The sequence below is a fragment of the Micromonospora sp. NPDC051925 genome, assembly GCF_044548625.1.
Classification (GTDB): Bacteria; Actinomycetota; Actinomycetes; order Mycobacteriales; family Micromonosporaceae; genus Micromonospora.
This window is the reverse complement of the sequence record NZ_JBIUCH010000024.1, coordinates 50,608-64,244: the sequence shown is the minus strand read 5'-3', so window position 1 is coordinate 64,244 and position 13,637 is coordinate 50,608. Positions and strand designations below refer to the sequence as shown.

Here is a 13,637-nt window from a genome sequence, read left to right as displayed (position 1 = left end):
CAGCAGACAACAACGCCACTCAGGTCGCGGAGATGTACGACGAATTCGTCGGCGCGGAGATCCCGGCGAACCTGCATTTCGGCTACTGGTCGGACGGCGACGACCAGGTCGACCTGATCGCAGCATCGGAACGGCTTACCGAGTTGCTCATCGAGCGGCTGGCGCCCGCGCCGGGTCAACGAATCCTCGATCTGGGTTGTGGGGTGGGCGGTCCGGCGTTCAGCCTGGCCCGCTCGTGCGACGTGGAGGTCGTCGGCATCACGGTGAGCGACGGTCAGGTGGCGGAAGCCGCGGCTCGGGCGCAGCGGGGTGGGCTGGCCGACCGGGTGCGCTTCGAGCTTGCCGACGCGATGGACCTGCCCTTCGACGACGCGTCGTTCGACGGAGCCTGGTTCTTCGAGTCGCTGCTTCACGTGCCGGACAAGGAGCGGGCGCTGTCCGAGGCGGCGCGCGTGCTCAGGCCGGGCTCGCGGCTCGCCGTGGCCGACTGCTTCCGCAGACCCGGCTACGACGAGCCGTCCGAAGTCGTCAACTGCGTCGACTTCGGAGACTACGCCCCGCTGCTGCGGGGGGCGGGGTTCACGGTGCTCGACATTCAGGATGTCACGGAGCACGCGGTCTTCCCTCCTGCGGCGCAGGAGCAGCTTCGGGAGTACATCCGCCTGCACCCCAAGATCGCGCGGCTGTACGGCACGAGCATCACCAACTGGCTGTTCCGGGACGAGGAGGGTGCGGACGAACGTGGCCGGGGCGGCTTTCCGGGGTACGTCCTGATCACGGCCGAGCGTCCATGATGGTGGCGGATCCTCGATCCCGCACCAGGGCTCGCGGCCCTCGACGACACCACGCTACGCGCCTCACGTCTCCCCGCGTTGTCGCCGGCCCCTTCCAGGACCGCCTGCCCCGTGCAGGGTGGCCAGATGCTGCTGGAAGGTGGCGTGCCGAAACTGGTGCACCGCACCCACCTGGCGTAGCAGCCCCAGCCGGTGGGCGTCGTCCAGAAACGTCTGCAGTCGCCAGGGCAGTTTTCGGCACAGGGCCAACCAGGTACGGGCGACGAGATAGTACGGCCACTCGCCGCTGAACGCTCCCATCAGGCATCCCAGCACCGCTCCGAGGGCGGCCAATCCCACGACTTCCGCTCCCAGGGAGTCGTGGGACATCAGGCTGATGAGCCCGGCAACGAGCGCGAACACGAAGGCGAAGACGAAGGCGAAGGCCACCGACAACAGAGTGACGAGGAAGATGTAGAGCCACCGGTTGGCGCGTAGCGTGGAGAGCGGTCGGGCAGCCTGGTCGGCGGACATCGGACTGGCAGCCCAAGCGTTGAATCCCAGTACCAGTCCGATTCCGGAGCCGACCAGCACACCCCAGACGAAGCCCCAGGCCGTCCCGACCACCAGTCCCGCAATGATCATGATGCCGGGAGACAGGACGAAGGTTGCCCGTTCATCCGCGGTCGTCCCCATCCCGGCGCCGAGTCCCTCCCAGATGCCGATGAGGAGAGCGGCCGGCACGAAGAACGCCAGACCGATCGCCGTACCGGCAGTGGCTCCCTGGCGTAGTCCGTTGGCCAGACCCGCCCCGAGGTTGTCGAGCAGGAGCCGCTTACGGCCACGGATGTGCACCGTGAGATGGCCCAGCTTCCCCGGCGGGGTGAGCAGTCCCGCGCTGGCCGAGAAGCCATAGGGGATGGCGGAGAGGTTAGCAACCATGAATCCCCCGCCCAGTGCCAGGATCGCCGCGTCCGCCTCGCCATACCAGGTCAGAAGAGCGAAGAAAGCCGCAGCCGTGATCACAAAGTTGGTGGCACCTGCCAGCACTGTTCGTTTGACGATTCGTCCGGTCACCGCCCAGTCGAACGGGGCATGGAAGTCGGACGGCTTCGAGGCTCGCGCTGGCGCCAGCAGCACCGTGACCGCGACGGTGACACCGAACGTCAGCCCGATCACCATGCTGATCCCGAGGCCGTCCACTCCGAGCCAGGCCACCATCGGCACGGCCAGCACGAGGCTCGCCACCAGCCAGGACAGCACGCCGGCCAACGACGCCCGCGACCACTTCTGGGTCAGCGCCGGCACCGCCAACCGAAGGTTCCACCAGGCGATATCACGGATGCCGAGGGTCTCCAGGTGGCCAGCGAGAAAGCCCAGAAACTGCACCGTCCGCTCGACCTCCGGCAACCGGGTCAGGCCGAGCTCACGTATCCCGACGGCGCGCGCCCTGGCAACCACCGTCGGAATAAGACCATCGAGGAGATGGCTTTCGATCGCCGAGCTGGTCGGGAATCGCTCCTGGTCGAGTAACAGAGCAGGGTCGCGTGCACCGTCCCGATAGACGGTCCGAAGCAACCACGCCATCAACGGCGTACGCACCGCGACGGTCAACGGACCGTCCGGGGTCCTCGCCAGCTGGTCGAACACCCCCGCCCACCGGGGCTCTCGTTGTCGCGGAACGGACCGGCGCAGATAGTCCAGCAGATCATCCAGTCCCAGCGGTTCGGCCTCGATCACGTAGGCACCGGTCAGGACCTGACCGCCGCGTTCCAACGCCGCAAGGTACTCCTCACTCCGGCAGGTGACGAGCACCGGGTGGTCGGTCCCAAAGGCATCGTTGATCGCCTCCACCGACGCCGCCCGGCGTCCCTCGGCCAGTTCGTCGAGCCCATCCAGGATCGGCATGACCATCCTGTTTCGTACCAAGCCCTCGACAGCGCCGACACCGTAGTACTCGGAGTCCCGCAACGCGGGATGCTGCCGGGACAACTCGTCGATGACCCAGTCGCGCAGAGACACCTTCGGATCCCATGACGAGAGCGACAGCAGGACGGGCACCGGTTCCCGGTGCCCGTGGTGCCGTCGTTCGCACAGAGCAAGAACCAAGAGTGCGGCGAACACGGTCTTGCCCGTACCTGGAGCACCCAGCACCACGGCCCGCTTCAGCGACGACGAACGGAGGTGCTCCGCCACACTGCCGATCTCGTCGGTGCTTCCACGCCACGGCTGAAGCCGGAGGATCCGCCCGGCCGTCTTCCGGCCGACGATCACCTCGACGCGGTCCATCACCTTCTCGTCGGCGAGCCGCCACCTGACCCTGATGGGCTCGGGATCGTTCAAAGACCAGCGCCTGAGCTCTTCCCGCCACTTCCGCTCCACGTCCTGGGCGAGCTTCTTCTCGGCCGCCTCGAGCTGGTTCGGAGGCTGTCCCATCGGCATCGCCTGCCGCCGCAGTCTTCGGTAGATCAGATAGCTCGGACCGGCGATGAAACTGACCAGGGCCACCAGCAGGCCAGCGCTAGGGATGGAGAACGCCACCACAACGAAGATCGTGATGCCGACCATGCCACCGAACAGGAGAAACCAGCGCCACGGAAGATGCGGATTGGCCATGGCAGGATTGTTCAACCACGACAGTGCGTCAGCAAACAGGACACGCGAAGGTATGCGGGCCCCAACCCCTTGACACGTTCCGAAACGGTAGGACGTGGGCATCCTCCGGGGCAGCAGGCATCGCACCTCTTCCATGGGATGTCTGGCGCTACGGTAGCCGCCGCGATCCAGCGGCCATCTCCGAGTGTCGCGGATGCCACCATCGCCGTGGTCGCTGACCTTCGGCGTGGTTCTCCAGATTACGGCGCTGATCGGCTTGGCGATGGCGTTGGGGCGGAATCCGGATTGACCGGTCGGGTCATGATCGTTGAGGATCGGCGGGTGTCGGTTCCCGTACGCCAGATCCGTGCTCGCTACTCGACTGCGACCATCACCGTGTACCAGGCGTATCCGCCGCAGATCGCGCTGCCGGCGGTGTCCGCCGGCCGTTTCGTGGCTCCCTTCAAGCGGGACCGGATGACGTGGATCAAGCCGTCCTTCCTGTGGATGATGTACCGCTGCGGCTGGGCAACCAAGCCCGGACAGGAGCGCGTGCTGTCCATCGACATCACGCGGGAGGGGTTCGAGTGGGCGCTGGCACGAGCCTGCCTGAGTCACTACGACCGTGACCTGCACGGCGACCGGGCGAACTGGTCACGGCAGGTGAGGTCCAGCCCGGTCCGGGTGCAGTGGGATCCCGAGCGCTCACTGCGCCTGAACACGTTGTCGTACCGGTCGCTGCAGGTCGGCCTGTCCGGCGAGGCTGTCGACCGGTACGTCGACGACTGGATCGTCGCCGTCGCGGACATCACCCCCACCGTCGAACGAGTCCGGAAGCTGCTGCGCCGGGGCGACGACCAGGCAGCCGCAGCGCAACTGCCCGTCGAGCACGTCTATCCGCTCCCAGAGCAGATCGCCGCCCACCTCAACGCCAGCCCCGACATCACCTCCGCCGAGGACCCGAGTGACAGCACAGGCAGTAGCAGTCATTCGGAGTAGCGGCTCGACGGTGCGGACGTACCGGACGATCTCCGCCTGATGTTCGGGGGTTCACCCATAAGGGTTCGTCCGATGGGCGACTCGTTGGAGAAGAACCTCCACCGGCGCGCTGAGCAGGACGGGGCGTCCCACCTCAGCCGGCGAACTCCACCCGCAGCGGCACCGACTCGTAGGCGCAGTACGGATAGCGGAACCCGCCACCGGCGGGGTTCCACACCAGGTCGCCATCGAGCCGGAGATCGGAGATCATCTCCACCAGCCGGCCGAACGCCGCCCCCGCCTCGCTGCGGGCCAGCGCCGCGCCCAGGCAGTGGTGTACGCCGCCGCCGAAGCTGAGCTGGGGGTTGGGTCGGCGGCCCACGTCAAAGGTGTCCGGGTCGGGATAGCGCTCCTCGTCGTAGTTCGCCGAAGCGAGCACCAGGACCAGAACCCGGCCCGGACGGATCTTCCGCCCCGCCACCTCCAGCGGTTCCAGCAGCCGGCGGAACTGGTCCGGATGTCGGGCCAGGGCAGCGCAGCCGGTCGCGATCAAGTTCGTTGTCGTCTCGTACCCGGCGTAGTAGACGAACAGCGCGTTGTCGACGATCTCCTCGGCCGACAGCCGCAGGTCGCCGTTCGACGCGGTGATCATGCAGGACAACAGGTCGTCACCGGGCTTGCGCCGCCGCTCGCTGGCCAGGGCGGCGAAGTAGTCGCGCAGCTCGGCCACCGCCCGGTGTGCCGCGCGGCGATCCTCGTCGGGGAGGAAGACCGCGAACGCCTTGGCCAGCGCCACGGACCACCGTTCCACCCGGTCCCGGACCTCGGCCGGCAGGGCGAAAAGGTCGCTCATGACCGCCACCGGCAGCGGCTGGGCCAGGTCGGCGAAACCGTCGAACCGCTCCTCGTCGCGGATCCGTTCGGTCAGCCGGTCCACGGCGGCGGAGACCGAGGCGGGAATCCGGCGGACCACGTCGGCCTTCATCGCCCGGGTGAGCAGCCGGCGGATCCGGGTGTGCTCGTCGGGATCCCGGTCGATGACGATGCGCTGGAGGAAATCCGCCGCCGGGCCCGGACCGACGGACAGTTGCTGGTACTGCGCGGGGAACTCACGGCCCAGGCGCGGGTCGCGGAGCAGTTCGAAGACCTCCGCGTGCCGGCTCACCACCCACTGTCCCGGCCCACCGCGCACCAGGCCCGGCTCCGCCCGGAACCGGCGGTAGGTCGGGTACGGGTCACGCAGGAACTCCGTGTCGGCCAGGTCGAACCTCGGCGCGTCAGCGCGTATCGTCACGGATCTCACTGTGGCAACCGGCTGCCGCGCGCGGGTGGGCACGGAAAGAGGTCGGACAGAGCGGGCCGGTCACCGCCCGCCGGGCGGTGAACTGGTTCCATGGCACCGGATCCGACCCCCACCCTGCCGCTCAGGTTCGACTCGCGGGCACCCGCCGTGCTGGCCGACCCGTACCCGATCTACCGCACCCTCCGAGAGGCGGGCGGGCTGTGCCGGGGCGGGCCCGGCCAGTGGGTGGTCTCCCGCCACCGCGACGTCGTCCCGCTGCTGCGCGACCACCGGCTCAGCCACGAGTACCCGCCGGAGTACCACGAGTTCTCGGTGGGCGACGGGCCAGCCACCTCGTTCTTCGCGCGGATCATGCTCGACCGTGATCCGCCCGTGCACACCGCTCTGCGGGGGGCGATGGCCCAGGCATTCAGCCCCAGGCTGATCCGGAGACTGACCGAGTTCATCGCCGAGCAGGTCGACGCGCTGCTGCGGCCGGCGCTGGAGACCGGGACGCTGGAACTGGTCGACGGGTTGGCGTTTCCGCTGCCGGTCGCGGTGGTGTGCGAACTCGTGGGCATCCCGGCGGTGGACCGGAACCTGATACGTCCGCGGGCGATCGACCTCGCGAAGGGCTTCGCGCTGCACGTGGCGGCCGAGGAGCGCGCGGCGACCCACGGCGCGGTCGCGTGGCTGCGCGGGTACATCGCAGACCTGATGGAGCAGCGTCGCCGGGCGCCGCGGGAGGACCTGCTCACCCGGCTCATCGAGATCGGCCGGGACGCCGAGCAGCCGGTGTCGGCCGAGGAGATCGTGGACAACGTGGTGTTCCTGTTCTTTGCCGGCTTCGAGACCACGACGAACCTGCTGGCCACCGCCGGAGCGGCGCTGATCGATCATCCTGCCGAGTACGCGCGGCTGCGCGCCGACCCCGGCCTGATCCCGACGCCCGTCGAGGGGTCCTCGGCCAGCGCCTGGAAACGGCGCAGGGACACCTCGCTCCACACCAGCGTCCGGTCCGGGGGTGCCAGGAACGACGGTCCCCACAACGCCCCGGCGACCACCGAGGTGGTCCGGCTGGGCTCGTCCCGGCTCCACACCTCGACCTGTGCCCCGCCCTCCGCGAGGCAGACGGCAGTGGTCAGCCCGCTCACCCCGGCTCCGATGACGACGACCTGCGCAGCAGCCACCAGCGCACCTTCCCTTCCACACCGGACCGGACCGCGACGGTCGCGGCCCGTGATCGGTTCTACACCCGATGCTCCCGGCTGTCGCACACCTGCGGTGCGGGGCGCGGCTCTCGTCAGGCGGCCCCGGCGGCGTGGCGGATCAGGGTCAGACCCTCGCGGACGGTGAGCACCACCTGCTCCACCCGCGGATCGTTCCGGACCCGCTCGTTGAACGCGCGAAGGGCGACCGCGTCCGGCGAGGTGTCGTGTTCGTTGACCACACCACCGAACTGCAGCACGTTGTCCACCGCGACGACGCCGCGCGGGTCCAGCTTCGGCAGCACCGCGTCGAGGTACCCGCCGTAACCGGTCTTGTCCGCGTCGATGAACACCAGGTCGAACGGGCCGGGCAGCCCGCGCAGCGTCTCCAGGGCGGGGCCTCGGCGTACCTCGATCGCGTCCGCCCACGGCGACTTCGCGATGTGCCGTTCGGCGATGTCGGCGTGCCCGTCGTCGAGTTCGCAGGAGATGATGCGGCCACCCGGCGGTAGCGCCGAGGCCATGCAGAGGGCGGAGTACCCGGTGAACGTGCCGATCTCCAGAACCGTCCTCGGCCGCACCATGTACACGATCGCGGCCAGCAGGGCACCCTCCAGCGGGCCGACCATCATCCTCGGCTCGACGGTCGCGGCCCTGGTCTCGGCGGCCAACTCGGCGAGCCACGGTGGTTCCGGGCTGGAGTGCCGTTCGGCGTACTGCTCGACCTTCGGTCGGACGATCACGTGTTCACCCTTCCGCGCGCGACCGCGGCCAACCGCGCGGCCACCTGCGCGCAGCGGTCCCGGAGATAGAAGTGGTGTCCGGAGAAGACGACATGGTGGAAGCCGGCGCTGGTGGCGTCGCCCCAGGCGAGCGCGTCGTCCGGGCTTACCTCGGGGTCCTGGTCGCCGTACCACGCCTCGATCGGACACGGCAGCCGCAACCCGGTGTCCGGCCGGTAGCGTTCGATGAGGCGGTAGTCCGCGCGCAGCCTCGGCAGCAACAGCTCGCGCAGCTCGTCGCTGCCCGCCAGGGGAGCGGCGGTGCCGCCGAGCCGGTGAACCTCGTTCCACAACGCGTCGTCGTCGAGGTGCTTCTCCCCCGGCTTCTGCCGGCCGGCCCGGGCCGGCCGGACGCCACCAGGGCCTCTGGGACCAGGCCGCAGCGGTAGCGGAGCCGATCCGCGACCTCGAAGGCCACCGACGCGCCCATGCTGTGCCCGAACAGCGTGAACGGGCGGCGCACCACGCAGGCCAAGGCGTCGGCGATGGCGTCGGCCAGCGCGGGCATGGCGTCCACGTAGGGCTCCGCCATCCGGTCCTCCCGGCCGGGGTACTGCACCACGACGGGCCTGTTCTCCGGCGGGCTGCGCCGGGCCGCCGAACGGGAAGGCATTCCGGTCCGGTTCGGCAAGCGCCTGGTCGGGGTGCACAACAGCACCCCGGGCGAGGTCGTCGCGCACTTCGAGGACGGCAGCAGCGCGCAGGGCGCCTTCCTGATCGGCGTCGACGGCATCAACTCCGCCACCCGGACGGCGGTCTTCCCGGACGCTCCCGCGCCGTCCTACACCCGGGGCATCGGCTCCGGCGGCTTCGCCCGGATCTCCGGCGTCGGCGAGCCGAACGGCGAGCTTCGGCGACATCATCGGCGCGTCGGTCCGATCGGCCGGTGGCCCCTCTACCACCTGCCGTTCCTGCCCGCCTGGCACCGCGGCGACGTGTGCCTGGCCGGGGACGCCGCGCACGCCATCTCGCCACACATGGGGCAGGGTGCCGCGCTGGCGCTGGAAGACGCCGCCATGCTCGCCCGGTGCCTGCGGGACACCGGCAACGTGCGCGGCGCGTTCGCGGCGTTCGAGCAGCGTCGGCGGCCCCGCGTGGAAGGGCTCGTGCTGCAGGCCCGCAAGACCGGCGGGCAGATGACCCCGAACGGACCGGTGGCGCGGGCCCTCCGCGACCTGATGCTGCCGTTCTTCCTCAAGCTGAGCCTGAAGAACGCCGAATCGGTGTACGGGTACCGGGTCGACGGGGACCACCGCGCACCCGTCCCGGCCGAATGATCGCATGGCCGACCTCCTGGTGATCGGCGCCGGGCTGACCGGGTCGGCGGCGGCGCTGTTCGCCGCCCGACGCGGTCACCGGGTGACCGTCCTCGACGCGGACGAGCCGCCGCCGGCCGGCGCCGCCCCCGACGCCGACGTGTGGTCCTGGCAGCGGCCGGGCGTACCGCACGCTCGTCAGGGCCACACCTTCCTCGCGCTCTCGACCCGGGTTCTTCGCGAGGAGGCGCCGGACGTGCTCGATGCCCTGGGCCGGCGTGGCGCGCTGCTGGAGCCGTTGGACGAGGATGGGCCGGACGCCGCCGTGCTCTCCCGGCGGCTGGTCTACGAGGGCGTGCTGCGCCGCGCCGCCGAGGCCGAGCCAGCGGTGGCGATCCACAGCGGTGTCCGGGTGTCCGGGCTGTGCCTGCACGGCGAGTTGGACGGCGTACCGCGGGTGGTCGGGGTACGCACGGTGGCGGGCGACGAGATCGACGCGGACCTGGTGGTCGACGCCGGCGGACGGCGGTCGCCCACCGCCCGCCTCCTGGCCGGCGCCGGTCTCGCCATACCGCCGGACCAGGTGCAGCCGTGCGGCTTCTTCTACCTGACCCGGCACTACCGGCTGCGGCCCGGCGCGGCCTTTCCGACCACGGCGGTCCCGCTGGTGTCAGAGCTGGACTACGCGTCGGCGATCGTGTTTCCGGGCGACAACGGCACGTTCCAACTGTCGGCGACGGTCGGGGTGTCCGACCCGCTGCGGCACCGGCTCCGCGATCCGCGGGTCTTCACCCGGTTCCTGCGATCCGTCCCCGGCACCGCGCCGTGGATCGACCGCGGCGAGCCGGTGGACGACCCGAATCCGATGGGGCGGATCGAGAACCGGTGGCGGCGACTCGTCGACGGGAACGGGCGGCCGGTGGTCGCCGGGCTCGTGCTGCTCGGTGACGCGGCGATGCAGACCAACCCCACCTTCGGCCGGGGTACGTCGCTGGGGCTGACCCACGCCCAACGGCTGGCGGACGTCGTCGAACGCCTCGGAACGAACTCGCTCGGCACGGTCGTCGACTTCGAGACGTGGACGGCCGACCATCCGGGCCGGTGGTTCGCGATCCAGCGGGCGACCGATCTGGCGCGGTTCGCCCAGCTGGCGGCCGGCCTGCGGGGCGAGCGTACGGCCCGGCCGGACGACCTGCCGAACCAGTTCGTCCGGGCCATGGCGGTGCTACGGGACGAGGATCCGGACATCCGGCGCGCCTCCATGCGCCTCTACCACATGCTGATGACGCCGCAGGAGCTGATGAGCGACCGTACGGTGGCCCGGCGGATCCTGGCGCACCTGAAGGAGTACGGCGTGCCCCACCCCGAGCCGGAGGGTCCGGACCGGACGGCGTTCGAGGCGATGGCGGCGGCCTCCCCCGGTGGTCCGGTCAAATCCTTTCCGGACCTGTCAACGAACGCTGCCGGGAGCTGACCGGTCGATAGCGTCACAGGTGTGCTGATATCCCTGAAGACCGGCGTGACCCTCAACTATGAGATCTTCGGGAATGCCGACGGCAGTCCCGTCGTGCTCGTCCCCGGCCAGCACCAGGCCGCACTGTTCCACCAGATGCAGGTGCCGTTCCTGACCCAACGCGGCTACCGGGTCATCACCTTCGACCACCGCGGCGTGCCGCCCTCGGAGGAGACCCCGCCCCCGTACTCGATGGAGGGCTTGGCCGAGGACGTCGCCGCGCTCATCGAGCAACTCGACGTCGGGCCGTGCGCGATCGTCGGGTACTCGCTGGGCGCGACGATCATCCTGGAGCTGGCGGTGGAGCGGCCCGAGTTGCTCACCAGGTCGGCGCTGGTCGGCGTGCCGTGGAAGCCCAGCGCCCTGCACCGGGCCATCCGGGAGGACGCCCTGGAGCGGCTGCGCGCCGGTGTGGTGATGCCGCCGGTGATGGAGGGCATCTACCGGGCCATGTATCTGTTCGGCCCGCGCGCGCTGAACCGCGACGCGTTCATCCAGCCGTATCTGGAGGGGCTGCGCGGGCTGGCCGAGTCCGGTGGGCACGGTGCGCTGAGGCATGCCGAGGCGTCCGCCTCGTACGACCCGGATCCCGCGCGGATCGCCGCGATCACCGTGCCGACCCTGGTGGTCGGGATGGAACACGACATCATGTCGCCGTACCCGATGGCCCGGGAACTGGCCGGCATCGTTCCGGGCGCGCAGTACCGCGAGATCAAGATCTGCGGTCATGCCGCGCTGCTGGAGAAGCCGACCGAGGTGAACACCCTGCTGGCCGAGTTCCTGTCCTGACAGTGCTTTGTTGGCCTCGGCGGCGTCACCGCGCTTGAGTTGGAACTCCTGCTCGGCCTCGGCGGCGTTGCCGCGCCGCACCTCCGGCACGTCCCCAGCGGCCGTGACCAGGTTACGGCCGACGTCGAACAGCGCGTTGCCGATGGTTTGCTGGTCGGCTCCGCCACGTCCGCGAAGGCAGGCCGGGGAGCGGTGGGCCACAGGTCAGGACGGCCGGTGCTGAGCGCGGTCCACATCGCGCCCCGCTCACCGAAGCTGAGGTCACAGTGCCGCTCGACGTGGCCGAGAATGTCATCGACATCGCCCGACGCCCGGTGCAGCACGTCGTACAGCCCGTCCAAACCAGCCGGGTCTACGGAGAAGCCGCTCATGTTCCCCCGTTGCCATGTTCGACGACGCGTTGCTTGAAGCCGGCGTCGTCGATGGGCAGGGCGACCTTGGTGTTGCCGCTGCGCACGTTGCGGGCGCGGCGCGTGTGGGCCGGTCGGAAGCCGCCGATGGAGAAGGCGTCACCGTCGATGATCTCCACCCCGGCACCCAACCCGAACTGACGGCGGGCACGACGCAGAACGTGTGCCAGAGCCAGCTATCGGCGAAGTCGACCTATGGTGCATAACCGGCATTTCCCCGGCGGAGAGTGCTGCCGGCGACCTTGCTCCATTCATGCATAGGCATCTATTCTTTGACGGCCCATCGACTGCCCGTGCGGGCAATCGAATATCGTCGAATCGCTTCGACAACCCCGCGTGACGGTTGGCTCGGAGACGGGAGATGCTTGTGAAATCCACACTGAGAAAGGTTCAGTTCGCCTTGCTATCCGGCGTACTGGCGCTGGCCGGATCCACAGCCGTGATGACCAGTTCCGCATCGGCCGACAGCATGGCCCAACTGAACGCCACCCAACTCGTCGCCAACATGGGGGCAGGCTGGAACCTGGGGAACGCCCTGGAGGCCAACGCCAACGGGATCCCCAGCGAGACGGCCTGGGGGAACCCGGTCGTGACGCAGGCCTTCATCGACCGGGTGAAGGCGGCGGGATTCAAGACGATCCGCATCCCGGTCTCCTACCTGGGAACCATCGGGGCCGCCCCGAACTACACGATCAACTCCGCCTGGCTGAACCGGATCCAGGAAATCGTCGACTACGCCTACGGTCGCGGCCTGTACGTGCTGATCAACATGCACGGCGACGGCTACAAGACCGTCACCGGCTCGTGGTTGATCTGCGACTCGTCGAATCAGACGACCATCAGAGACAAGTACCAGAAGGTCTGGCAGCAGATCGCGACCAGGTTCCAGAGCTACAGCGAGCGCCTGATCCTCGAATCCATGAACGAGGAGTTCGACGGACAGTACGGCAATCCCACCCAGCCGTGCTACTCGAACATCAACGCCTACAACCAGATCTTCGTGGACACGGTCCGCCGGACCGGTGGCAACAACACCTCGCGCTGGCTGCTCATCCCCGGCTGGAACACCAACATCGACTACACCGTGGGCAACTACGGCTTCGTGCTGCCGACGGACCAGTACCGGTCGTCGTCCATTCCGGCCAACGAGCAGCGGCTCATGATCTCCGTGCACTACTACGACCCCTGGGACTTCGCCGGCGAGGAGAACGGCACCATCACGCAGTGGGGGCCGGCCGCCACCAATCCGGCCCGGAAATCGACCTGGGGACAGCAGGACTTCATGGACGGACAACTGAAGAAGGTGCGCGACACCTTCGTCTCGCGGGGATACCCGGTGTTCGTCGGTGAATACGGATCGGTCGACAAGACCTCGGCCGACTCGACGAACAACAGGTACCGGGCGGACTACGCGCGCACCCTGGTGTCCACCGCCAAGAAGTACGGGGCGGCCACCGCCTACTGGGACAACGGCTACAACGGGGCGTACGGGTTCGGACTGTTCAACCGCAGCAGCGCCACGGTCACCCAGCAGAGCATCATCGACGCCATCATGAGCGGCGTCGGCAGCACCACCCCGACGACACCGCCGACCACCACGCCGCCGACCACCACGCCGCCGACCACCACGCCGCCGACGACCCCGCCGCCGACGAGCGGGCGGTCCTGTTCGGCGTCGTACACGGTGACCGGTCAGTGGCAGGGCGGCTTCCAGGCTGAGGTACGGGTGACCGCCGGTGGCTCCGCGATCAGCGGCTGGACGGTGACCTGGACGTTCACGAACGGGCAACAGGTGACGCAGGCATGGAGCGCGACGGTGACCGCCAGCGGCTCCACGGTCACCGCCCGCAACGTCAGCTACAACGGTGCGATCAGTGCCGGCGGTAGCACGACCTTCGGCTTCCTGGCCTCGTCGGGCGGCACCAACGGCGTACCGTCGTTGTCCTGCGCGGCGAGCTGAGCAGGCCGTGACCGTGCGGGCCGGGCGTCACGGACACCCGGCCCGCACGCGGTCACGGTGCCGAGGCTCGGAGCGGCCGCTCGCGCCCCCT

12 protein-coding genes and 2 pseudogenes are annotated in these 13,637 nt (G+C 69.3%); 7 read left to right on the top strand and 7 right to left on the bottom strand.

Annotation, left to right across the window (positions count from 1 at the left end; all coding sequences use genetic code 11):
• The first annotated feature begins 32 nt into the window (after positions 1-32).
• Complete coding sequence (locus ACIG87_RS27545) at positions 33-794, top strand: SAM-dependent methyltransferase (protein ID WP_396854392.1); 762 nt, start codon at positions 33-35, stop codon at positions 792-794.
• 63 nt (positions 795-857) lie between these two features.
• Here ACIG87_RS27545 and ACIG87_RS27540 read toward each other — a convergent pair whose 3' ends face one another.
• Positions 858-3,389 carry an NACHT domain-containing protein gene (locus ACIG87_RS27540; RefSeq protein WP_396854391.1) on the bottom strand — a complete coding sequence of 844 codons (2,532 nt, stop codon included), beginning with the start codon at positions 3,387-3,389 and terminating at the stop codon, positions 858-860.
• Positions 3,390-3,710: 321 nt separating this feature from the next.
• Between ACIG87_RS27540 and ACIG87_RS27535 the strand changes: the two genes are divergently transcribed.
• Positions 3,711-4,367: a DUF4291 domain-containing protein gene (locus tag ACIG87_RS27535; protein ID WP_396854390.1), complete on the top strand. Its 657-nt coding sequence runs from the start codon at positions 3,711-3,713 to the stop codon at positions 4,365-4,367.
• A 133-nt stretch (positions 4,368-4,500) separates the two neighbouring features.
• On the opposite strand, the gene ACIG87_RS27530 is transcribed toward ACIG87_RS27535, so the two are convergent.
• Positions 4,501-5,640 (bottom strand): cytochrome P450, encoded by a 1,140-nt coding sequence (locus ACIG87_RS27530; RefSeq protein ID WP_396854388.1) that lies wholly within the window; start codon positions 5,638-5,640, stop codon positions 4,501-4,503.
• A 99-nt stretch (positions 5,641-5,739) separates the two neighbouring features.
• Here ACIG87_RS27530 and ACIG87_RS27525 point away from each other — a divergent pair.
• A pseudogene (locus tag ACIG87_RS27525) lies at positions 5,740-6,543 on the top strand (cytochrome P450); the annotation flags it as partial.
• Here ACIG87_RS27525 and ACIG87_RS27520 read toward each other — a convergent pair.
• From ACIG87_RS27520 to ACIG87_RS27505, 4 genes and pseudogenes are all read right to left on the bottom strand, one after another.
• On the bottom strand, positions 6,525-6,782 hold the full coding sequence (locus tag ACIG87_RS27520; RefSeq protein ID WP_396854409.1) for an FAD-dependent oxidoreductase: 258 nt from the start codon (positions 6,780-6,782) through the stop codon (positions 6,525-6,527). The pseudogene ACIG87_RS27525 and the gene ACIG87_RS27520 sit on opposite strands and share 19 nt — an antisense overlap.
• Before the next feature lie 149 nt (positions 6,783-6,931).
• Positions 6,932-7,579, bottom strand: a complete 648-nt coding sequence (locus ACIG87_RS27515; protein ID WP_396854387.1) for an O-methyltransferase — start codon at positions 7,577-7,579, stop codon at positions 6,932-6,934.
• Positions 7,576-7,911 carry a thioesterase II family protein gene (locus tag ACIG87_RS27510; RefSeq protein WP_396854411.1) on the bottom strand — a complete coding sequence of 112 codons (336 nt, stop codon included), beginning with the start codon at positions 7,909-7,911 and terminating at the stop codon, positions 7,576-7,578. The genes ACIG87_RS27515 and ACIG87_RS27510 overlap by 4 nt, the downstream gene beginning before the upstream one ends.
• A 20-nt stretch (positions 7,912-7,931) precedes the next feature.
• A pseudogene (locus ACIG87_RS27505) lies at positions 7,932-8,231 on the bottom strand (thioesterase II family protein); the annotation flags it as partial.
• 31 nt (positions 8,232-8,262) lie between these two features.
• Here ACIG87_RS27505 and ACIG87_RS27500 point away from each other — a divergent pair.
• Genes ACIG87_RS27500 through ACIG87_RS27490 form a run of 3 tightly spaced genes read left to right on the top strand, consistent with a single transcriptional unit; the run spans position 8,263 to position 11,176 of the window.
• Positions 8,263-8,895 (top strand): FAD-dependent oxidoreductase, encoded by a 633-nt coding sequence (locus tag ACIG87_RS27500; protein WP_396854385.1) that lies wholly within the window; start codon positions 8,263-8,265, stop codon positions 8,893-8,895.
• A gap of 4 nt (positions 8,896-8,899) precedes the next feature.
• Positions 8,900-10,348, top strand: a complete 1,449-nt coding sequence (locus ACIG87_RS27495; protein WP_396854384.1) for an NAD(P)/FAD-dependent oxidoreductase — start codon at positions 8,900-8,902, stop codon at positions 10,346-10,348.
• A 21-nt stretch (positions 10,349-10,369) separates the two neighbouring features.
• Positions 10,370-11,176 (top strand): alpha/beta fold hydrolase, encoded by an 807-nt coding sequence (locus ACIG87_RS27490; protein ID WP_396854382.1) that lies wholly within the window; start codon positions 10,370-10,372, stop codon positions 11,174-11,176.
• A gap of 367 nt (positions 11,177-11,543) precedes the next feature.
• Here the strand turns inward: ACIG87_RS27490 and ACIG87_RS27485 are convergent, their stop codons facing one another.
• The gene (locus ACIG87_RS27485; protein ID WP_396854381.1) at positions 11,544-11,705 is read right to left on the bottom strand and encodes a hypothetical protein; all 162 of its coding nucleotides are present in this window, start codon (positions 11,703-11,705) and stop codon (positions 11,544-11,546) included.
• 323 nt (positions 11,706-12,028) lie between these two features.
• On the opposite strand from ACIG87_RS27485, the gene ACIG87_RS27480 reads away from it, so the two are divergent.
• The gene (locus ACIG87_RS27480) at positions 12,029-13,546 is read left to right on the top strand and encodes a cellulase family glycosylhydrolase (RefSeq protein WP_396854379.1); all 1,518 of its coding nucleotides are present in this window, start codon (positions 12,029-12,031) and stop codon (positions 13,544-13,546) included.
• Positions 13,547-13,637: the final 91 nt, after the last annotated feature.

What these genes read in the sequence shown, in the direction of transcription:
- ACIG87_RS27545 (WP_396854392.1), top strand. Translation starts at nt 33, where the DNA reads ATGTACGACGAATTCGTCGGCGCGGAGATCCCGGCGAACCTGCATTTC.
- ACIG87_RS27540 (WP_396854391.1), bottom strand. Translation starts at nt 3,389, where the DNA reads ATGGCCAATCCGCATCTTCCGTGGCGCTGGTTTCTCCTGTTCGGTGGC.
- ACIG87_RS27495 (WP_396854384.1), top strand. Translation starts at nt 8,900, where the DNA reads ATGGCCGACCTCCTGGTGATCGGCGCCGGGCTGACCGGGTCGGCGGCG.
- ACIG87_RS27480 (WP_396854379.1), top strand. Translation starts at nt 12,029, where the DNA reads ATGACCAGTTCCGCATCGGCCGACAGCATGGCCCAACTGAACGCCACC.